Source organism: Paraburkholderia sp. RHO2 (assembly GCF_050955445.1).
In the GTDB taxonomy this organism is placed as follows: Bacteria; Actinomycetota; Actinomycetes; order Mycobacteriales; family Mycobacteriaceae; genus Prescottella; species Prescottella agglutinans_A.
Genome location: NZ_CP162617.1, coordinates 4,442,213 through 4,462,153, shown reverse-complemented (window position 1 = coordinate 4,462,153; position 19,941 = coordinate 4,442,213). Strand labels below are relative to the sequence as shown.

Sequence of the window (19,941 nt, the reverse complement as noted above, 5' to 3'; positions counted from 1 at the left end):
CGCTGCCGCTATGCCAGGTCGACGACCACCGGCGCGTGATCGCTCGCACCCTTGCCCTTGCGCTCGTCCCGGTCGATGTGCGCGGCCGTCACCCGTGCCGCGAACGCGGGCGAGCCCAGCACGTAGTCGATGCGCATGCCCTGCTTCTTGGGGAACCGCAGCTGCGTGTAGTCCCAGTAGGTGTAGACACCCGGACCCGGCGCGTGCGGGCGCACCACGTCGGCGAAACCGGCCTCGGCGAAGGCGTCGAACGCGTCCCGCTCCGGCTGCGACGTGTGCGTCTTGCCCTCGAAGAAGGACGGATCCCACACGTCCTCGTCGGTGGGTGCGACGTTCCAGTCACCCACCAGTGCGATCTGCGCGTCCGGGTTCCCGAGCAGCCAGCCCTCCGCGTCCGCGCGCAGCTTGGCCAGCCACTCCAGCTTGTAGACGTAGTGCGGATCCGTCAGCTCCCGGCCGTTGGGCACGTACAGGCTCCACACCCGCACCCCACCGACCGTCGCGCCGATCGCGCGGGCCTCCTGCTTGGCCTCCGCCTCCGGATCCTTGTCGAACCCAGGCTGGTCGGCGAACCCGACCTGCACGTCGTCGAGCCCGATGCGCGACGCGATCGCCACGCCGTTCCACTGGCTCAGGCCGACGTGCGCCACCTCGTACCCGGCCTCGGTGAACCGCTCGTACGGGAACTGCTCGTCCTTGCACTTGGTTTCCTGCATCGCCAACACGTCGGTGTCGGTGCGGGCCAGCCAGTCCAGGATCCGGTCGGTTCGGGCACGGACCGAGTTCACATTCCACGTCGCGAGTCGCACACCCGAGAGGGTAGTCAGCTACTCGGACAGTCACCGGACCCGGTACCGGCCCGGCGCACCGGCTTGGGGCCGAGCACCTTGAGCCGCACCACGTCGGCGCGCTCCACTTCGACGACCCGGCCGTCGGCGGTGCGGACCAGCACCGACGGCTCGAGCTGCTCGAGCGTGCCGATCACGTCGGTGAGCGGGTGGGAGCCACCGGGTGGCAGGCGATACCGCACCACCACCCGGTCGCCGAGCGTCGGCTCAGTCCTCGTCATCGTCCTCGTCGTGACCGAACGGGTCGTCGACCGTGCCCGGCGTCCAGCTCAAGCCCGGCACGCCCCAGCCCGACCGCTTGATCGTCTTCTTCGCGGCGCGCGCGTTGCGGCCGATCAGCACGTCCACGTACAGGAACCCGTCCAGGTGTCCCGTCTCGTGCTGCAGCATGCGCGCGAAGAAGCCGTGGCCCTCGATCTCGACCGGGTTGCCGTCCTCGTCCGTACCGGTGACCTTCGCCCAGTCGGCGCGGCCCGTCGGGAACTGCTCGCCGGGCACCGACAGGCAGCCCTCGACGTCGTCGTCCTCGTCCGGCATGGTCTCCGGGATCTCCGACGTCTCGAGCACCGGGTTGACCACGCAGCCGCGGCGGCGGACCGACTTGCCCTTCTCGTCGACGTCCGGGCAGTCGTAGACGAACAGGCGCTTCGCGACACCCACCTGGTTCGCTGCCAGACCGACACCGTTCGCGGCGTCCATCGTCTCGTACATGTCGCGGATCAGATCGGCGAGTTCGGCCGGTGACTCGGTCACCTGCTTGGTCGGCTCGTGCAGGACCGGGTCGCCGACGATCCGGATCGGAAGAATTGCCATGGTCACCAAGGATAATGGGCGTGATATTCGCGGCGCGCCCCGCCGGAACCCGGTGCCGAACCCCCGGATCGTGATTCAATGACCAGGAAGAACATCGGTGTAATTCGTGCTCGGTCCCGAGCGATGTCTCAGTGTCCGAGCACACCGCTCGGCCTGATCCTGTCGGGCCGTGGGTCCACTGGGGCGCGGAGGTTTCGCTGAGGTCGAGCGGGATCGAGAAATCATCGAGCAGTCGAGGAGTGAGATGGACGGCGCAGCAGCGCGGAACCAATCCGAACACAGCGACAGCGCGTCGGCGAACGAGGTAGGCCAGGACGGACTCACCCGCCGCGAGCACGACATCCTCTCCTTCGAGCGTCAGTGGTGGAAGTACGCCGGCGCGAAGGAAGAGGCCATCAAGGAACTGTTCTCCATGTCGGCCACTCGGTACTACCAGGTGTTGAACGCTCTCGTCGACCGACCCGAGGCGCTGGCCGCCGACCCGATGCTGGTCAAGCGGTTGCGTCGGCTGCGGGCCAGTCGGCAGAAGGCCCGCGCCGCGCGCCGACTCGGCTTCGACATCTCCACGTAGTCCGCTTCCCCAGCCGTCACCGAACCCCGGCCGTCGTCACCTCGTTACCGGAAGCGTCCGACGCGCCGATTAAGGTCGTAAGCCGTGACCACCCCGAATCCCGAGTCGTCTGGCCCCCCGTTGCGCGCGATCGCGATGGTGCTGATCGCCCTCGCGATCCTCTTCGCCGGACTGGGCGCGGCCTCGCTGGGCGGCTCGGATTCCAGCGAATCGGCGCCCGTCGCGGAGACCACCGCCGCGCCGACGACCACGGCCACCACCACGACGTCCGCGGCCGCGCAGGCCGCACGGACCACCACGACTGCAGCTCCGCCGGTGACGACCACCACCTCGGCCGCTGCGCCGACGACCACCACCGGCGCCGCCGCGGCCACGGGCGCGGGCGCGGTCGACAAGTCGGTGCCGGTGCGCGTGTTCAACAACAGCAACGTGTCGGGTCTCGCCGCCGAGACCGCGAACGAGCTGACCTCCAGCGGCTGGAACGTCTCCGAGACGGGCAACTACAGCTACGGTCTGATCCAGACCACCACCGTCTACTACGGCAACACCGCCGCCGAGAAGCAGGCCGCGCAGGCCATCGCGGCGGAACTGGGCGTCCCGGCCGAACCGCGCTTCACCGGCATCGCCAGCGCCTCGCCGGGAGTGATCGTGATCGTCACCTCCAAGTGAGTCCGCCGGACCTGCTCGTTATGATCATCGGCAGATTTCAACCACCTCGAAGGAGCGGTTCGATGGCCTCGCAATTCTCCCGTCGCAAGTCCTGGCGCGTCGTGACCCCGTTGGTCGCGATCGCCGCGCTGGGCCTCACCGCGTGCTCGAACAACGAGGAGCCCAGCGACCAGCCCGGCACCACCCCGCCGGTGTGGACCGGATCCCCGGCTCCCGCGGAAGGGCACGGCGAAAGTGGCTCGGAGCACGCCACCACGACCACCGCGGAATCCGTCTCGGTGCAGCTCAAGGATGCCCAGGGTGCGCAGGTCGGCACCGCGTCCCTCACGGAGACGGGCGGCTTCGTCCAGATCACCGTCAACGCACAGGGCCTGAAGCCCGGCTTCCACGGCCTGCACGTCCACTCCTTCGGCAAGTGCGAGCCCAACTCCGTCGCCCCCACCGGCGGCGAGCCCGGCAACTTCCTCTCCGCCGGCGGCCACTACCAGGTCGAGGGCCACACCGGGCACCCCTCGAGCGGCGACCTCACCTCCCTCGAGGTGCGCGAGGACGGCAAGGCCTACCTCGTCACCACCACCGACGCCTTCACCCTCGAGGACCTGAAGAACGGCGGCAAGGGCACCGCGCTGATGATCCACGCGGGCTCCGACAACTTCGCCAACATCCCCAACCGGTACACGCTGCCCGACAACGCGCCCGTGCCGGACCAGCAGACGCTGAGCACCGGCGACGCCGGCGGCCGCGTCGCCTGCGGCGTCATCGAGGGCTGACGACGTTACACAGCTGTACCGGAACGGCGGGGCCATCACGGCCCCGCCGTTCCGCGTTCTGCGGGCTTCCGGACGCTGTGCCGTCGGGCGTCCTGCGCGCGCTCGGACGCTGTGGTTGGATCGGAATCGTGGGAGTCCCGTTCGCCGGTTCACCGCGTCCGACCCTCGGGGTGGAATGGGAGATCGCGCTGGTCGACAGGACCACCCGCGATCTGTCCAACACTGCCGCCGCCGTCTTCGACGCGGTGGGTGAACTGGCCGACCAACCGCGGGTCACCAAGGAGTTGCTGCGCAACACCGTCGAGTTCGTCACCGGCATCTGCGACAACGTCGGCGAGGCCGTCGACGACCTCTCCGAGACGATGGCGCTGGTGCGTCGGGCCGCCGATCCGCTCGGTGTCGACCTCATGTGCGCGGGCACTCACCCGTTCGCGCAGTGGTCCACCCAGTTGCTCACCCGGACGCCGCACTACGACGAGCTGATCGAACGCACCCAGTGGTGGGGGCGGCAGATGCTCATCTGGGGTGTGCACGTGCATGTCGGGATCTCCGCCAAGGAGAAGGTGTTCCCGATCCTCAACGCTCTTTTGCTGAAATATCCTCACCTGCTTGCTCTTTCGGCATCGTCGCCGATGTGGGCGGGCGTCGACACCGGGTACGCCAGCAATCGCGCGCTGATGTTCCAGCAGTTGCCCACAGCCGGGCTGCCGTTCCAGTTCGAGAACTGGACGCAGTTCGAGGGGTATGTCCACGACCAGCTCACCACCGGCGTCATCGGGGATCTCGGTGGCCTGCACTGGGACATCCGCCCCGCACCCCGCTGGGGCACCATCGAGGTCCGCGTGTGCGACGGCATCTCCACCCGCAGCGAACTCAGCGCGCTTGTCGCCCTCGTCCACTGCCTCGTCGTCGACCTCGACACCCGGCTCGAGGCGGGGGAGACGCTGCCGTCCATGCCGCCGTGGCACGTGCAGGAGAACAAGTGGCGCGCAGCGCGATACGGGCTCGACGCCGAAGTCATCCTCGGCGCCGACAACAGCGAACGGCTCGTGACCGACGACCTCGACGACCTGCTCGACAAACTCACCCCCACCGCCGCGCGGCTCGGGTGCGCCGACGAACTGGCCCGTGTCGCAGACATTCCGCGGCGGGGGGCGTCGTACCAACGCCAACGCAAGGTCGCCGCCGCCACTGGCGGAGACGTGCGCGCCGTCGTCAACTCGCTCGTCGACGAACTCGACACGTAAGGTCACATTCACCCGCCGTTTACTATGGACGGCGTGTTGGTGGACGGTGGCGCGCGTACAGAGCCGGTGCGGCTCACCGGTCGAACCCGAAATGTCCTGCTCGGTGGCGCAGTTGCCGCCGTCGTCCTCGTCCTCACCGCGCTCCAGATCTTCGCGTCGTCCCGCGGTTTCCCAGGACCGCTCGAGAGCCTCCTCGACGATGTCGTCGGCACCCCCAAGTCGGCGTCCGTGCCGTGGGCCGGACTCGCCCTCGCGATGGTGGGTCTCACCAACCGGCAGCGCGTCATCGCGTTGTCGAGCGCGGCCGGAATCGACGTCGTCATCGCCGCGATCCGCTACCTCGCCGGCGGACCGCTGACCGTCGGCAACGGCGCCGTGATCGTCCTGACCTCGATCGGCGTGTACGCCGGCGTGAAATGGCAAGGCGAGCAGCGGCGCAGCGCGCTCATGGGCGTGGGGCTCGGTGCGCTCCTGATCGTCGCCACCAAGTTCGGCGACGTGTGGCTGCAGATCACCGTCATCACCCGGCCGATGGTCCTCGACCAGTACGTCCAGCTCGCCGACCACGCCCTCGGCAACCCGTCGTGGGTGATGGGGAACGTGGTCGACGCCCTCGGCTCCGTCGGCTACGGCGTCCTGCACTGGGTGTACATCGAACTGCCGGTCGCGGCGATCGTCGTCGCGCTGTACCAACTGCGCAAGGGCTGGCCCTCGCACCACCTTGTGCGCACCTTCCTCCTGATCGGGCTGATCGGGCCGGTCTTCTACATCCTGTTCCCGGTGGTCGGGCCGATCTTCGCGTTCGGCGCCGACGGCAACGGCTTCCAGGTCGGCGACTTCTGGCCCGATGTCGTGCCGTTCGACCCGACGCCGTCGGCGATGCCGTTCGACGACGCCACCCCCCGCAACTGCATGCCCAGCCTGCACACGGCGTGGTCGCTGGCCCTGTTCATCCACTCGCGGCAGGGGCCGTGGTGGCTGCGCTGGGGCGGCACGTTCTGGTTCGTGTGCACGCTGACGGCGACCCTCGGGTTCGGCTACCACTACGGTGTCGACCTGGTCGCGGGCGTCGTGCTGACGCTGACGCTCGAGTCGGCGCTGCGTGCCCCGGAGCGGGGCTGGGGCTGGTTCCGGATCCGGCTCGTCGCCGGCGGCGCCGTCCTGCTGGCCGCGCTGCTGCTGAGCTACCGCTACCTGGCCGTGCAGATCGCCGAGTATCCGATCGTGGCGACGCCGCTGCTCCTCGGCGTCCCGGCCCTGTTCGCGTACGCGTACTGGACCACGTTCTACCGCTCGAACGCTCCGCGATTTGCGCACTTGTCGGTGTCCGACGAGGTCCCGGAACACCGATAAGTGCGCGAAACGCGGCGACCTAGCGGAACGTGCCGGGGGTGTCGTCGTGCTGGTCCATGAGCAGCCCGTCGCGCCCGCGCTGTTCGCGGTAGGCGACGCGGCCGACGCTGTGCGCGATGACCGGCGCGGTCAGCAGCGTGAACAGGCCGATGAGCACGAGCATCCAGATGTCGACGTTGCCGTGCAGGCGGATCACCGCGCCCACCAGCACCAGCACCAGGCCGACGACCTGCGGCTTGGTGGCGGCGTGCATGCGGGAGAGGGTGTCGGGGAACCGGACGATGCCGATCGCGGCGGTCAGCGCCAGGAACGACCCGGTGAGGATGCAGATTGCGGCGAGGACGTCGAGGAAGGTGTTCACGAGTCGTCACTCACCCGGAATCGGGCCACGCTCACCGAGCCGACGAAGCCGACGAGGGCGAGCGCGACGATGGCGGGCACGATCGTCGTGTCGCCGCTGTAGGCGGCCCAGATGGACAGCCCACAGATCGCGGTCGCGACGAGGGTGTCCATCGCGACCAGTCGGTCGAGACTGCCGGGCCCGGCCAGCAGTCGGTAGGTGGTGAGCAGCGCCGCCACCACCAGCATCGCTCCGGCGATGATCATCACGGCTGTCATGCTCGGTCCTCCCTGCCCTCTTCGTGGTACTCGTAGTCGCGCAGATGCCACGGCGCCGGCTGCCACTCCGAATCGCGCTCGAACGACGCGATGAACAGCCGCTCCAGCTGCCGCACCGAACGGTAGAACTGGTCCACGGACTTGGTCGTCCCGACATCGAGGACGTGCACATACACCGCGCGCCGGGCCTGGTCGACCTCGAGCACCATGGTGCCGGGGATCAGGTTCAGCACGTCGATGCACAGGGTGAGCACCAGATCGGACTTGATGCCGAGCTTGCAACGCAGCACACCGGTGACCGGCGGCGGACCCGGACGGACCGCCAGCCACGCCACCTGGGCGCTCGACTGCGCGGCGTAGAAGATGATCATCCAGACGAGCTTGACCATCGAGAGCAGGTGCACCCGGCCCTCGACCGGGACCCGCGGCAGTGGCAGCAGCCACATGATCAGCACGCCGACCACCAGGCCGCCCGCGAGGTTCGCGAAGCTGAAGGTGCCCCACAGCAAGATCCACACCAGCGTCAGCCACGCGAGGACGCCGACGCGCAGTACGCGTTCGCGGGTCATCGGTCACCTCCCTCGCCCAGCACGGCGGTGATGTAGACGTCCCGATTCTGCAGGTCCTGAGCCGCGCGGTCACTGATCCCGATCATCGGGCCCGCGAAGATCGTCAGCGCCAGGCCGACGGCGACGAGGCCGATCGTCGGCAGCAGCATGAACACGGGCATCTTTCCGACGTCCTCGCGGTCGACGAACGCGATGTCCTCCTCGGATTCGTCGATCAGCGCCGACGGGCTCACGTCCGCGAGTTCGCCCTCGGGGGCGTCGGCACGGGCCCGCCAGAACGCCTTGGTCCAGACGCGGGCCACCACGTACAGCGTCAGCAGGCTCGTGACGGTGCCACCGGCGACGAGGATCCACGACAGTGCGCTGGGGTGCGCGACACCGGCCTGCAGCAGCGCGATCTTGCCGATGAACCCGGAGAACGGCGGGATGCCGCCGAGGTTCAGCGCCGGGACCAGGAACACGATCGCGAGCAGCGGGCTGGCCGCCGCGAGACCGCCGAGCCGGCGCAGCGACGACGACCCGGCCTGCCGCTCGATCAGGCCGACCACGAGGAACAGCGTCGTCTGCACGATGATGTGGTGCGCCACGTAGTACACGGCGCCGGAGAGACCGGACTGCGTCGACAACGCGACACCGAAGATCATGTAGCCGATGTGGCTGACCAGCGTGAACGACAGCAGTCGTTTGATGTCGCTCTGCGCGATCGCACCGAGGATGCCGACGATCATCGTCAGCAGGCCGCACACCATGAGGACGTTGTCGAGTTCGCCCTGCGGGAACAGCAGCGTGTGCGCGCGGATGATCGCGTACACGCCGACCTTGGTGAGCAGGCCCGCGAAGACCGCGGTGACCGGGGCCGGTGCGGTGGGGTAGGAGTCGGGCAGCCAGGTCGACAGCGGGAAGACCGCCGCCTTGATCCCGAACGCCACCAGCAGCACACCGAAGATCGCCATGCGGGTGCCGACGGGGACGTCGTCGAACCGCAGCGCCATCTGCGCGAGGTTGAGCGTGCCGGTCGCGGCGTACGCGAACGCGATGCCGCACAGGAAGATCAGCGACGACACCATCGACACCATGACGTACGAGACGCCGGCCCGGACCCGGTCGGCGCTCGCCCCCAGGGTGAGCAACACGAAGCTCGCGGCCAGCAGCACCTCGAACCCGACGTACAGGTTGAACAGGTCGCCGGCGAGGAACGCGTTGCACACGCCGGCCGTCAGCGCCAGGTACGTGGGCAGGAAGATCGACACCGGCTGGTGTTCCTGACCGTCGCGGATGCCTTGGCCTACGGCGTAGACCATGACGGCGAGCAGCACGGTCGACGACACCAGCAGCATCAGCGCCGACAGCCGGTCGACGACCAGGGTGATGCCGATCGGGGTGTCCCAGCCGCCCACCTGGATCGCGGTGGTGCCGTGCTGGTCTGCGAGGTACAGCAGCATCGCCGAGATGGCGGTGACGGCGACGAGCGCGACGAGGGTGATCCATCGCTGCACGGTGGGCCGGCGACCCACGAACAGCGTGACCGCTGCGGCGATCATCGGGATCAGGACGGGCAGCGGGGCGAGGGTGCCGATGAGATCGGGGGAGAGCGTCATCGTCGGCCTCCCGGCGTCTCGGACTCGATCTCCTCGTGTCCCTCGTGCAGGTCCTCGTAGGACTGGTAGTCCTCGGGGTCCTCGAGGAGGTCGACGGGGATCGGGTTGCCGGCGGAGTCGAAGGCGTCGCCGCTCTTGGACGGCGCACCGGTGATGGGGTCGTCGGACCGGTCGCGGTCCGGGGCCTCGGCGGCGGTGCGCCGCTTGTAGACCTTGGTGTCCTCCGTGTCGTCCTCGACCCGGTCCGCGGTGGTGATCTTGTAGGAGCGGTAGGCGAGGGCCAGCACGAACGCGGCGATGCCCATCGTGATCACGATCGCGGTGAGGATCATCGCCTGCGCCAGCGGATCGGCCATCTCCTCGTGCACCGATTCGCGGCCCACGATCGGCGGGTTGCCGGAGCGTCCGCCGACGGAGAGGATCAGCAGGTTGACGGCGTTACCGATGAGCAGCAGGCCCAGCAGCATCCGGGTGATGCTGCGTTCGATCAGCAGGTAGACACCCGCCGCGGTGAGTACTCCGATGAGGATCAGGGACGCGAGGTCGGCACTCATCAGGCGTTCACCTCCTCTTGTGCGTCGAGTCGGGCCCCGAGACTGCGGAGCACGTCGAGCACGAGGCCCACCACGATCAGGTACACCCCCAGGTCGAAGAACAGTGCGGTGACGACTTTGATGTGTCCGAGCAGCGGCAGCGTCACCTCGAACACCGCCGACGAGAGCGGCGGGGCGCCGAGGAACAACGACGTCACGGCGGTGCCCGCGGCGAGCAGCAGCCCCAGGCCGAGGATCTTGCCGGCGTCGATCGGGACGGCCTCGCCGAGTTCGTACCGGCCGCCGGCGAGATAGCGCAGCACCAGTGCCAGGCCGGCCGTGAGGCCGCCGGCGAAACCACCGCCGGGTGCGTTGTGGCCGGAGAAGAAGAAGTACACCGACAGCACCATCATGGTGGGGAAGATCAGCCGCGTGGTCACCTCGAGCACCAGCGACCGGTGCCGCGGGTCGATGAGGTCGCCGCCGCGCAGCCACGTAGTCTCCGTGCTCGACGACGCCGCGTCGAGCACGATGGCCGGCGCGTCGGCGACGCGCGGGGCGGTCCCGAACCGGCGGTGCCGGAAGACCAGGCTCGCGACACCGGTGGCCGCGACCAGCAGCACCGAGATCTCGCCGAGGGTGTCCCACGCGCGGATGTCGACGAGCAGGACGTTCACCACGTTGCGGCCGTTGCCGAGGACGTAGGCGGCCTCCGGTAGTTGGTGGTAGATCGGTGTCGTGGTGCGGGCGTTCATGGCGTACGCGGCGAGGGTGGTGACCGCCGCTCCGACGCCGACCGCGAGGATTGCGCGCGGCAGCTTGAACCCGATGGCCTGCCGCTCGTCCACCTCGGCGGGCAGCTTCCGCAGGACCAGCACGAAGATCACCAGGGTGAGTGTCTCGACGAGGAACTGGGTCAGTGCCAGGTCGGGGGCGCCGTGCAGCGCGAAGATGACACCGCAGCCGTATCCGCTGAGGCCGACGAGGATCACCGCGGCCAGGCGGTTGCGCATCACCGTGGCGGCCAGCGCGGACACGATCATCATCAGTCCCACCGTGAACTGCAGCGGCGACTCCCACAGCCGGATCTCGGCCCACACGTCGGTGCGCAGCGCCAGCAGGATCACCGGCAGCAGCACCAGTGTGGCGAGGATCGTCGACTGCGTCAGCGGCAGCGATCCGCGCTGGGTGAAACCCGTCAGGCGCATCGACAGCGTGTCCATCGCGCGCAGCGTGGCGTCGTAGGCGCGGTCGGCGTTGCCGAGCGGCGGGTTCTGGAAGCGCAGGCGCTGCACGGCCCAGCGGTGCGCGACGAACAGCAGCGTGCCGAGGCCGACGATCACGCCGGTGAGCAGCAGCGGCGTGTTGATCCCGTGCCACAGTGCCAGGTGGTAGTCGGGCTGCGGGCCGGCGGGCAGCGTCGTCGAGTACGGGGTGAGCAGCTTCTCGAGCTGCGGCGACAGCGGCCCGGCGACCAGGCCGCCGACCGCGAGCAGCGCCGGCGGGGCCAGGAACAGCACGCTCGGGGCGTGCATGTTCGCGACGGCGGCACTGGGGGTGCGCTGTCGCTTGCGGCCGAACGCGCCCCACACGAACCGGATGCTGTACGCGACGGTGAGAATCGAGCCGAGCGCGATGGCGGCGACGACGGTCCGTGCCCACGGCTCGAGCACGGTCGCGTCGAGGATCGATTCGAGCGCGGCCTCCTTGCCGACGAACCCGAGGAACGGCGGCAGGCCGGCCATCGACGCGGCCGCGAGCGCCGCGATCGTGGCCAACCACGGCGCATTGGGGCCGAGGCGCGCGAGCTTGCGGATGTCGCGGGTGCCGGTGCTGTGATCGATGATGCCGACCACCATGAATAGCGCGGCCTTGAACATCGCGTGCGCGACGATCATCGTCATGCCGGCGAGGGCGGCGTCGCGGGAGCCGACGCCGACGAGCACCATGAGGAACCCGAGCTGGCTGACGGTGCCGAACGCGAGGACGAGTTTGAGGTCGAACGAGCGGAGCGCGCGCCAGCCGGCGAGCAACATCGACGCCAGTCCGAGCGTGATGATCGTGACCCGCCAGGGTGGGGAGTCGGCGAAGCCGGGCGCCATCCGGGCGACGAGGTAGATGCCGGCTTTGACCATCGCGGCGGCGTGCAGGTAGCCGCTGACCGGGGTGGGGGCGGCCATCGCGCCAGGCAGCCAGAAGTGCAGCGGCACGATCGCCGACTTCGAGAGTGCGCCGATCAGTACCAGCACGATCGCGACGCTCGCGAGCCACCCGCTCGGCGGGTTCGCGACGACGTCCGACAGGTTGTAGCTGCCGACCAACTGGCCGAGCATGATGATGCCGACCAGCATCGCCAGGCCGCCGGCGGTGGTCACCAGCAGCGCCTGCGTCGCCGCGCGACGGCTGGTGGCGCGTTCGGCGTAGTGGCCCACGAGCAGGAACGACAGGATCGTCGTCAGTTCCCAGAACGTGTAGAGGATGATCATGTTGTCGCTGGTCACGAGGCCGAACATGGCGCCCGCGAACGCGACCATCTCGGCGGCGAAGATGCCGAGGCGGGGTTCGTCGTCGGTGAAGTACCGCGCGCAGTAGACGAGGATCAGCGTGCCGACGCCCAGGATCAGCACGGACATGATCGCGGCGAGCGAATCGAACCGCATGTCGATGTCCATCGACAGCCCCGGCGCCCACTGAATGTGCAGTTCCTGCTCGGTGCCCCAGTTCGCGATCACCCAGCCGAGGCTGGCGAGCGGCACGAGTGCGAGCGGGAAGAACGCGTTGCGCCCTATTGATCGCACGACGAGCGGGGCCATAACGGCGGCTATCGCGTGAGCGATCAATATGACAAGCAAATGGCACTCCGTCGGGTTGTGGGGCGGCGGGGTGACGAATCGGCGCGAAACCGAGAGTCGCGTAGACCCTTCGCTTAACTAGCAAACCGGACTACGGGCTACATCTTACTGAGTGCCTCGAAGCTGGTCTCAATCGGCGCAAACCGGACATTTGTGGTTGGCTCGGCGGCGCCGTGGCGGTGGGAGTACGTTTCGACGGGTGTCCGACGAGAACCCCATCGTGATCCGAACCGCCGCCCTCGCCCACATTCGCGACCGTCGCATGCTGCAGGCCCGGTCCGCCGGCAAGACCGCTTTCTACATGGCGGGCGGCAAGATCGATCCGGGCGAAACGCCTGAACAAGCGCTCCATCGGGAGATCCGCGAGGAACTCGACACCGACATCGCGCCGGGCAGCGTCCGCGAGCTCGGCATCTTCGAGGCACCGGCCTTCGGGCACCGCCCCGGCACCCGGCTGCACATGACGTGCTACCTCGCCGACCTCGTCGACGAGCCCCAGGCCACCAGCGAGGTCGCCGAGATCCGCTACTTCACCGAGGCCGAGTACGCCGCCATGCCCGAGACCGCTCCCGGGTCGCGGCTCGTCTTCGCACGGTTGCGAGAGTTGGACCTCGTGGACTGACACCGGCTGACGCCGCTCCCGTGCGGATCTCCCGCCGACGCGATCGCGCCGAGCCGGAGGTCAGTTCGGGCGCGGGACGGTGGGGCGGGGACGCACTCCGCGGACCGCGAGCGCGCAGAACGCCACGACCAGCAGCAGCGCGACGCCGGTGCCACGGTCGAAGGAGATGGGCGGCGGAAACGGAACGTCGACGACGTAGGCGATGACCTCGTCTGACGCGGCTGGCTCGGACGGCATGGCGAACGGGACGTCGGGCAGGGGTTCGTAGCTCCCGCTGTAGACCACGAACGACGTAGTCGCACCGACCAGCGCGGTGAACGCCAACGACAGCAACGGCACGACCAGTCCCAGTGCGGCGACGGCGCCGCTGTCGGGCAGGGTCGAGCCGAGGGCGAGTCCGATGCCCACGCCCAGCACCGCGAGCTGGACGAGCAGGACTGCACTACGGCCGCCGGCAGTCGGATCGATCGCGATCCACAGTGGCAGGGCGGCCAGCGCGGCGACGCCGACGACGGGCGACGGAAGCCGCAGCGCCGCGGCCAGTCCCACGGCGACCGCTGCGACGCCGACGGTGACCAGGATCCACGGCTCGAGTCGCAGGTGCTCCTGGGCGAGCAGTGGCCTCATGGGCGCTGCGGCCGCCGCCACCGCTGTCGCCGCGAGCAGGATCGGGGCGTCGAGGCGGCGAGCCCAGAACTCGGTGAGGGTGACGACGAGGACCAGGCACAGGCCGACGATCACCCACAGCCGGAACGTGGACCCGGTCTGACCGTCGATCCACGCGCCGAGCAGGCGGTGCGCGACGGCGAGCGTCAGCACGGCCGCGATCACCTCGCGCACCGTCCCGGCGTCGGCGCGCGTGGGTGCGCCGGTGTCGATCACGGCGCAGGCGGCCGCGAGGACGAGCGTGGGAACCAGCAACCACCAGAACGGCTCGCCGAGCGCGGAGGTGGTGGGTGCGACTCCGTGGGCGGTGTCGGCGACGACGAACGTCGCGGCAGCCGCGCCGACGAGGGCGAGGCGGGGGACGGCCCGCGACCACGCCGCGGCCACGGCCGCGCCGAGCAGGACGCCACCGGCCAAGCACTTGGCGTAGTGCAGCAGTGTCAGTTGTCCGATATCGCTCACGCCCGACACCGCCAGGCGGGCCGCGAGCAGGGCGGCGGTCGCGACGACCGCCGTGGTCCATGCGGGTCGAGCCGAAGCGGCGCGCTGGAGCGCTGCGTACGCGAGCACGGCAACGACGCCGCCGACGGCGACACCGGTCGGCAGGGCGGCATTCCAGTCGTCCAGCTGGCGCTCGGATGCGCTGAACAGCGGTTCCCATTGGGGGCGGCTGATGAGCACGAACGTACCGAGCGCGCCGGCGAACACGGCGGTGACGGTCGACAGGGCCGAGCGGTCGGTCGGGGTCACTGCACCGACGCTACCTGTCGCTGATCGTCTTTCGGCTCACGCCGTCCGGACCGGTGCGCAATCTGTGGACGGCCACGGCGCAGTAGAGCACGACGAGCAGGAGCGCGACTCCGGCGAGGTGGCTGACGGGTGCGTAGGGCTCGACGGCCCCGAACAGACCACCCTCGCTGGGCGGGGTGTGCGGGGGGCGCTCGTGCGCGCCGCCGTAGATGGCGATCGCTCCGTCCGATTGGGCGACGTACGTGAAGACCAGCGACAACATGGGCACCGCGAGGCCGAGCGATGCGAGCACACCGTCGTCGGGCAGGGTCGAACCGAACGTGAGGCCGATGCCGAGCCCGAGAACCGCGAGTCGTGCCAGGAGCCACGTGCGGCCGTCGCCGAGGTTCGGGTCGATCGCCGTGGTCAGGGGAATCAGCGCGAGCAGTGCGAACCCGAGCGGGGGCGACGGGCGTCGCACCGCGACCGACAGTCCGGCGGCGACCGCAGCGACGCCGACCGCGACCATCAGCCACGGCGCGAGCGCGAACTGGCGGGCGATTTGCGGTGTGACGAGCGCGGCGGCAGCGGCCACCGCAGTGGCCGCGGGCAGGAACGGGCTGTCGAGGCGTCGTGCCCAGAAGTCGGTGAGGGCCGTCACCAGCACCAGGCAGACGCCGATGAAGACCCACACCAGCAGTTCGGAGTCGGCGGTCTGTCCGTCGATCCACGCGCCCAGCGTCCGGTGGGCGAAAGCGAGGGTGGCGGCGGCCGCGATCGCCTGGAGCACGATCCGGTCGGGTGCGGCGGTCGTGACCTGCGCCGTATCGATCACCGCGCACACCGCGGCAAGCACCAGCGACGGGATCAACAACCACCAGAACGGCGGACCCAACGTCGACACGCTCGGTTCGTTACCGGCGTGCGCGGTGTGCGCGACGACGAACGTCGAGCCGACAGCGGTGACGAGGACGAATCGCGCGAACGGCCGCAGCCACACTGCAGCGACGGCCGCACCGAGCAGCACCCCGGCGGCCACGCACTTGGCGTAGTGCAGGGTGGTCACCTCGACCAGCCCGCGTACGCCCGGGACCGCGATCCGGGCCACGATCAGCACGCTCGACGCGACGACGGCCGCGATCCAGGCCGGCCGCAGCGAGGACGCACGTCGTAGCGCCACGCACGCCGGAACCGCGAGGGCCGCGCCGATCACGGATCCGGTGGGCAGGGCGTCCAACCACCACTCGAGCTGGCGGCCGGTCACGCTGATCGTCCCGCGCCACTCGGGCGGGTTGGCGAGCACGAACGTGGCCAGGGTGCCCGCGAACCAGGCGGCCGCGGTGTACACCGCCCCACGGACGGTCGGGGTCACTGCCCCGACGCTACCCGCCGATCACCGGTTCTCGGCATACGCCTTCAGGTGCGCCACCTGGTCGGGGTCCAGCGACGGTCGCACCTTCTCGCGCGCCGCGGCGACGTCTTCCGCGGTCACATCGGCGGCGTCGACGCTGCGGCGCATCGCCGCGAGCGCGGCCTCCCGGAGCAGGGCGGAGCAGTCGGCGGCGGAGTAGCCGTCCAAATCGGCCGCGAGGGCAGCGATGTCCACGTCCTCGGCAAGCGGCACCGACCTGCCCGACGTCCGCAGGACCTCCCTGCGGGCGTCCGCGTCCGGCGGCGGCACGAACACCAGGCGCTCGAGGCGGCCGGGCCGCAGCAGCGCGGGATCGATCAGGTCGGGCCGGTTGGTGGCGCCGAGCACGACGACGTCGCGCAGGGGTTCGACGCCGTCCAGTTCGGTGAGCAGCGCGGCCACGACCCGGTCGGAGACACCGGAGTCGGAACTCTGCCCGCGGCGCGGGGCGAGGGCGTCCACCTCGTCGAGGAAGATCAGTGACGGCGCCGAGTCGCGGGCGCGCTGGAACAGCTCGCGCACCGCCTTCTCGGACGCGCCCACCCACTTGTCCATCAGTTCGGCGCCCTTGACGGCGTGCACGCTGAGCTGACCGGAACTGGCCAGGGCACGAACGAGATAGGTCTTGCCGCAGCCGGGCGGACCGTACAGCAGGACGCCGCGCGGCGGATCGACGCCCAGGCGCGCAAACGAATCCGGGTGCTGCAGCGGCCACAGCACGGCCTCGGTGAGCGCCTGCTTGGTCTCGACCATGTCGCCGACGTCGTCGAGGGTGACGCTGCCGATGGCGAGTTCCTCGGTGCCCGAACGCGACAGCGGGCGGATCACCTCGAGCGCGCCCAGCAGGTCCTCCTGGGTGAGCTGCGGCTCCGACTTGGCGCTGCTCGCCCGCGACGCGGCCCGCAGCGCGGCCTCGCGGCACAGCGCCGCCAGGTCGGCGACGACGAATCCGGGCGTCCGCGAGGCGATCTCGCTGACGTCGAGATCCGCGGTGGGAACTTTGCGTAGCAGCAGTTCCAGCAGCTGACGCCGTCCGGCGCCGTCGGGCAGCGACAGCGACAGTTCGCGGTCGCACAGGTCCTGGCCGCGCAGGCGGTCGTCGAGCTCCTCGGGATGGGCGGTGGTCGCGACGAACGCCACCGATTCGGTGTCCACGGCACGACGCAGCTGGTCGAGGATGAGCGTCGAGACCGGTTCGCGGACGGCGGGCAGCAGCGCGTCGATGTCGGTGACGAGCAGCACCCCGCCGGAGCGGACGGTGTCGACGGCGGCGGTGACCCGCTCGAGCCGCGACTGCGCCTCGGACGCACCCACGCCCGGGCCGTCCAGTTCGACGACCCGACGCTGCGCGAGAACCGATCGGGCCAGCATCGACTTGCCGACGCCGGCCGGACCGGTGACGAGCACCCCCAGATGTGGTGAGGCGCCGAGCTTCTGCAGCAGCTCGGGTTCGTCGAGGGCGAGCGTGAGCCACTCCGAGAGCTTCGCGGCCTGCGCGTGCGCGCCCACCAGGTCCTCGACCGGGACCACATCGGACGTGCGCGGCTCGGTCACTGTCGGCGCGGTCACCGTCGGTGCGGGGCTGGCATGTGCCACACCGGATCCCCAGCTCACCGCGGAGTTCGGCTGCACGCTCACCGGCCCGTTCGACGGGTCGACGCCCGTGACGGTGAGCAACTCCGACGTCCACGTGACACCGAACGTCCGGGACAGTGCCTGCGTCGCCGATGCGGTGCTGGTGCCCGGGCCCAGGTCACGGGGCAGCAGGGACACCGCGTCGCCCACGGTGAGGACCTTGCCGAGCAGCGCCTGCCGCAGCGTCGTGTCCGAGATTGACTGCTGTGCCATCGCCGACCCGCTCACCGTGACTGCGCGGGCGCCGTACACGGTGACGGGTGTGATCACCACGGTCGCGTTCTCGCGCAGACCGGCGTTGGAGAGGGTGACGTCGTCGAGCAGGGCGGTGCCGGTGGGGGTGCCGACCGGTGCGAGACCCGCGACCGCAGCGGTGCGGCGGGCGCCGATCAGGGCAATCGCGTCCCACTCCCGCAGCCCCAGCGCCGCGAGCGCCTCGGGGTGCAGCCGCACGACTCCGCGTCGGGCATCCGCGGCGGACGTGTTGAGCCGGACCGTGAGCGTCAGTTCGGGTGAAGTCACGCCGCCAGCCTAGTGATGGGTGTCCCGCACCCACGTTTCGCGCACTTATCGGTCTTGGGTGGGCCCCGGGAACACCGGTAAGTGCGCAAATCGGGGTGGCCGAGGTTGTGGATAACTGACGCTGTCGGGGGATGCGGGTCCGATCCGTGCGGCATCGTGTCGGGACATGAGGAGACCGGAACTGCCCGAGGTGTTCCTGGGCGTGGACGCGGTCCGGGACGGCGCGCTGACGGCGATGGAGCTTCGCGGACCGCGGGTGCGCCGACTGTTCCGCGGCGTCTACTGCCCGAGCGTTGTGCGCGACAGCCACGAGTTGCGCTGCCGTGCGGCCGCACTCACCGGAGAAGGTGCATTGGTGCTCACCGGACGGTCGGCCGCGGTGGTGCGCGGGGTGCCGCTCGCATCGACGTCGGACGCCGTGGAGGTGATCGCCCGGCCCGGCCACCGCGTCAACCGCCGTCCCGGACTGCAGGTGCGCCGGGTCGCAATCGATCCGGCGGACCACGAACCGTGGGAGCGCATCGCGATCGCCCGGCCCGAGCGGATGACCTTCGACGTTCTCGCGACGGGCCCGCTCGTCCGGGCGGTGGCCGACGCCGACCGGATCCTGCGCGGCGGACTCACCACGCGCGCGAGCGTGGAGCGCTACCTCGAAGCACGACGCGACCACGGCGTCGTTCGGGCGCGTGCGGCGCTGGCGCTCGTCGACGCGCGGGCCGAATCACCCAAGGAATCGGAGTTGCGCGTCGTCCTGCATCTCGCTGGCCTCACCCCGACCCCGCAGGTGAACATTCACGTCGACGGCACGTTCGTCGCCCGCGTCGACCTCGGCTTCGAGGAGGAGCGGGTGGCCGTCGAGTACGACGGGCGCTGGCACGGCGAGACGTTCGCTCTCGCCCGCGATCGCGATCGTCAGAATCGTCTCCGCGCTGCGGGGTGGGAGATCGTTTTCGTCACGGCGGAGATGCTCGCCGATCCGCGAGCGGTCGTGGACCTCGTGGAGGGAGCGCTGCGCCGCGCGCGGCGGCGGCGCCGCTGATTGCCCGCGTTTCGCGCACTTATCGGTGGCGGGAAGGTCCCGGCGCCACCGATAAGTGCGCGAAACGGGGGAGTGGAATCAGTGCGGGCGGCGCAGGCCCAGCCGTGCCGCGGACGAGCGGCGGTTGCCGTTGGGGGAGCGGCGGATGGCGCGGCGCTCGGACGGCTTGATGTCCCAGGTTTCGGGGCGGGCCGCCACCCAGCGCTTCGACCGGATCGCGAAGGGGATGTGCGAGAGGTACGCGAACACCAGGACGATCAGCAGCACGTACGGGTAGGTGACGAGGGCCGCGGCCGCGAGGGCGACGAGCGCGAGCAGCGTGGCGGCCATGCGCGGCGGCACCGACACGGTCTTCATCGCGAAGGTGGGGATGCGGCTGACGATGAGCGCGGCCGAGAACAGGGTCCACGCGGTGACCACGGCCAGCGACGACCACCAGCCGTCACCCCACTGGACGTAGGCGGCGATCGGGATGAGCGCGATCAGGGCCCCGGCCGGTGCGGGCACGCCGACGAAGAAGTCCTTGGCGTACGCGGGGGCGGTGTCGTCGTCGAGCAGCGTGTTGAACCGCGCGAGCCGCAGCACGATGCTCACCGCGTACAGCAGCGCGATGATCCAGCCGAAGCTGCTGCCGTCGAGCAGTGTCACGTACAGCACGAGGGCCGGCGCGACGCCGAACGAGATGGCGTCGGCGAGCGAGTCGAGTTCGGCGCCCATCTTGCTGGTGGCGTCGAGCATCCGGGCGAGGCGGCCGTCGAGCGCGTCGAGGACGGCGGCCGCACCGATCATCGCGAGGGCGGTGCCGAGCTCGCCGTCGAGCGCGAACTTGACGGCGGACAGGCCACCGCACAGCGCGAGGATCGTGATCATGCTCGG

The 19,941-nt window shown here is 70.0% G+C and carries 20 protein-coding genes; 7 read left to right on the top strand and 13 right to left on the bottom strand.

Annotated features, from left to right (window positions below):
• Positions 1–8 precede the first annotated feature (8 nt).
• Genes ABTV10_RS20830 through ABTV10_RS20820 form a run of 3 tightly spaced genes read right to left on the bottom strand, consistent with a single transcriptional unit; the run spans position 9 to position 1,661 of the window.
• On the bottom strand, positions 9–809 hold the full coding sequence (locus ABTV10_RS20830; protein ID WP_499029941.1) for an exodeoxyribonuclease III: 801 nt from the start codon (positions 807–809) through the stop codon (positions 9–11).
• Between the two features lie 14 nt (positions 810–823).
• Positions 824–1,069, bottom strand: a complete 246-nt coding sequence (locus tag ABTV10_RS20825) for a putative acetyltransferase (protein WP_499029939.1) — start codon at positions 1,067–1,069, stop codon at positions 824–826.
• Entirely contained in the window at positions 1,056–1,661 is a 606-nt protein-coding gene (locus ABTV10_RS20820; RefSeq protein ID WP_499029936.1) for a peptide deformylase, read from the bottom strand. Before ABTV10_RS20820 ends, ABTV10_RS20825 begins: the two co-directional genes overlap by 14 nt.
• Before the next feature lie 244 nt (positions 1,662–1,905).
• Here ABTV10_RS20820 and napA point away from each other — a divergent pair, with 244 nt between their 5' ends.
• The 5 genes from napA (at position 1,906) to ABTV10_RS20795 (ending at position 6,271) form a co-directional block, all read left to right on the top strand.
• Entirely contained in the window at positions 1,906–2,232 is a 327-nt protein-coding gene (napA, locus tag ABTV10_RS20815) for a nucleoid-associated protein NapA (protein WP_433607113.1), read from the top strand.
• An 84-nt stretch (positions 2,233–2,316) separates the two neighbouring features.
• The gene (locus ABTV10_RS20810) at positions 2,317–2,901 is read left to right on the top strand and encodes a LytR C-terminal domain-containing protein (protein WP_499029933.1); all 585 of its coding nucleotides are present in this window, start codon (positions 2,317–2,319) and stop codon (positions 2,899–2,901) included.
• Between the two features lie 62 nt (positions 2,902–2,963).
• Positions 2,964–3,671 (top strand): superoxide dismutase[Cu-Zn], encoded by a 708-nt coding sequence (sodC, locus tag ABTV10_RS20805; RefSeq protein ID WP_499029930.1) that lies wholly within the window; start codon positions 2,964–2,966, stop codon positions 3,669–3,671.
• A 128-nt stretch (positions 3,672–3,799) separates the two neighbouring features.
• The gene (locus tag ABTV10_RS20800) at positions 3,800–4,918 is read left to right on the top strand and encodes a glutamate--cysteine ligase (protein ID WP_433607107.1); all 1,119 of its coding nucleotides are present in this window, start codon (positions 3,800–3,802) and stop codon (positions 4,916–4,918) included.
• Between the two features lie 33 nt (positions 4,919–4,951).
• A complete protein-coding gene (locus ABTV10_RS20795) occupies positions 4,952–6,271 on the top strand; it encodes a phosphatase PAP2 family protein (RefSeq protein ID WP_499029927.1) in 1,320 nt (439 codons plus the stop codon).
• A 19-nt stretch (positions 6,272–6,290) separates the two neighbouring features.
• On the opposite strand, the gene mnhG is transcribed toward ABTV10_RS20795, so the two are convergent.
• From mnhG to ABTV10_RS20765, 6 genes are read right to left on the bottom strand one after another with little or no spacing between them, the layout of a single operon-like run.
• Positions 6,291–6,632, bottom strand: a complete 342-nt coding sequence (mnhG, locus tag ABTV10_RS20790; protein ID WP_127915443.1) for a monovalent cation/H(+) antiporter subunit G — start codon at positions 6,630–6,632, stop codon at positions 6,291–6,293.
• Positions 6,629–6,889, bottom strand: coding sequence for a monovalent cation/H+ antiporter complex subunit F (locus tag ABTV10_RS20785; protein WP_433607102.1), 261 nt, complete (start codon positions 6,887–6,889; stop codon positions 6,629–6,631). The genes mnhG and ABTV10_RS20785 overlap by 4 nt, the downstream gene beginning before the upstream one ends.
• Positions 6,886–7,458: a Na+/H+ antiporter subunit E gene (locus tag ABTV10_RS20780; protein ID WP_499029924.1), complete on the bottom strand. Its 573-nt coding sequence runs from the start codon at positions 7,456–7,458 to the stop codon at positions 6,886–6,888. The genes ABTV10_RS20785 and ABTV10_RS20780 overlap by 4 nt, the downstream gene beginning before the upstream one ends.
• Entirely contained in the window at positions 7,455–9,056 is a 1,602-nt protein-coding gene (locus tag ABTV10_RS20775; RefSeq protein ID WP_499029921.1) for a Na+/H+ antiporter subunit D, read from the bottom strand. The genes ABTV10_RS20780 and ABTV10_RS20775 overlap by 4 nt, the downstream gene beginning before the upstream one ends.
• Positions 9,053–9,610 (bottom strand): Na(+)/H(+) antiporter subunit C, encoded by a 558-nt coding sequence (locus ABTV10_RS20770; protein WP_433607096.1) that lies wholly within the window; start codon positions 9,608–9,610, stop codon positions 9,053–9,055. Before ABTV10_RS20770 ends, ABTV10_RS20775 begins: the two co-directional genes overlap by 4 nt.
• The gene (locus tag ABTV10_RS20765) at positions 9,610–12,429 is read right to left on the bottom strand and encodes a Na+/H+ antiporter subunit A (protein ID WP_499035227.1); all 2,820 of its coding nucleotides are present in this window, start codon (positions 12,427–12,429) and stop codon (positions 9,610–9,612) included. Before ABTV10_RS20765 ends, ABTV10_RS20770 begins: the two co-directional genes overlap by 1 nt.
• 211 nt (positions 12,430–12,640) lie before the next feature.
• Between ABTV10_RS20765 and ABTV10_RS20760 the strand changes: the two genes are divergently transcribed.
• Entirely contained in the window at positions 12,641–13,063 is a 423-nt protein-coding gene (locus tag ABTV10_RS20760) for an NUDIX hydrolase (RefSeq protein ID WP_499029918.1), read from the top strand.
• A 60-nt stretch (positions 13,064–13,123) separates the two neighbouring features.
• Here the strand turns inward: ABTV10_RS20760 and ABTV10_RS20755 are convergent, their stop codons facing one another.
• The 3 genes from ABTV10_RS20755 to ABTV10_RS20745 are packed head-to-tail and all read right to left on the bottom strand — an operon-like array spanning position 13,124 to position 18,026.
• Complete coding sequence (locus ABTV10_RS20755; protein ID WP_499029915.1) at positions 13,124–14,479, bottom strand: hypothetical protein; 1,356 nt, start codon at positions 14,477–14,479, stop codon at positions 13,124–13,126.
• A 10-nt stretch (positions 14,480–14,489) separates the two neighbouring features.
• A complete protein-coding gene (locus ABTV10_RS20750; protein ID WP_499029913.1) occupies positions 14,490–15,830 on the bottom strand; it encodes a hypothetical protein in 1,341 nt (446 codons plus the stop codon).
• A 21-nt stretch (positions 15,831–15,851) separates the two neighbouring features.
• Positions 15,852–18,026 carry an AAA family ATPase gene (locus tag ABTV10_RS20745; RefSeq protein WP_499029910.1) on the bottom strand — a complete coding sequence of 725 codons (2,175 nt, stop codon included), beginning with the start codon at positions 18,024–18,026 and terminating at the stop codon, positions 15,852–15,854.
• A gap of 166 nt (positions 18,027–18,192) precedes the next feature.
• Between ABTV10_RS20745 and ABTV10_RS20740 the strand changes: the two genes are divergently transcribed.
• Positions 18,193–19,065, top strand: coding sequence for an endonuclease domain-containing protein (locus ABTV10_RS20740; protein WP_499029907.1), 873 nt, complete (start codon positions 18,193–18,195; stop codon positions 19,063–19,065).
• A gap of 78 nt (positions 19,066–19,143) precedes the next feature.
• Here the strand turns inward: ABTV10_RS20740 and ABTV10_RS20735 are convergent, their stop codons facing one another.
• Positions 19,144–19,935: a CDP-alcohol phosphatidyltransferase family protein gene (locus ABTV10_RS20735; RefSeq protein ID WP_499029904.1), complete on the bottom strand. Its 792-nt coding sequence runs from the start codon at positions 19,933–19,935 to the stop codon at positions 19,144–19,146.
• Between the last annotated feature and the right edge of the window lie 6 nt (positions 19,936–19,941).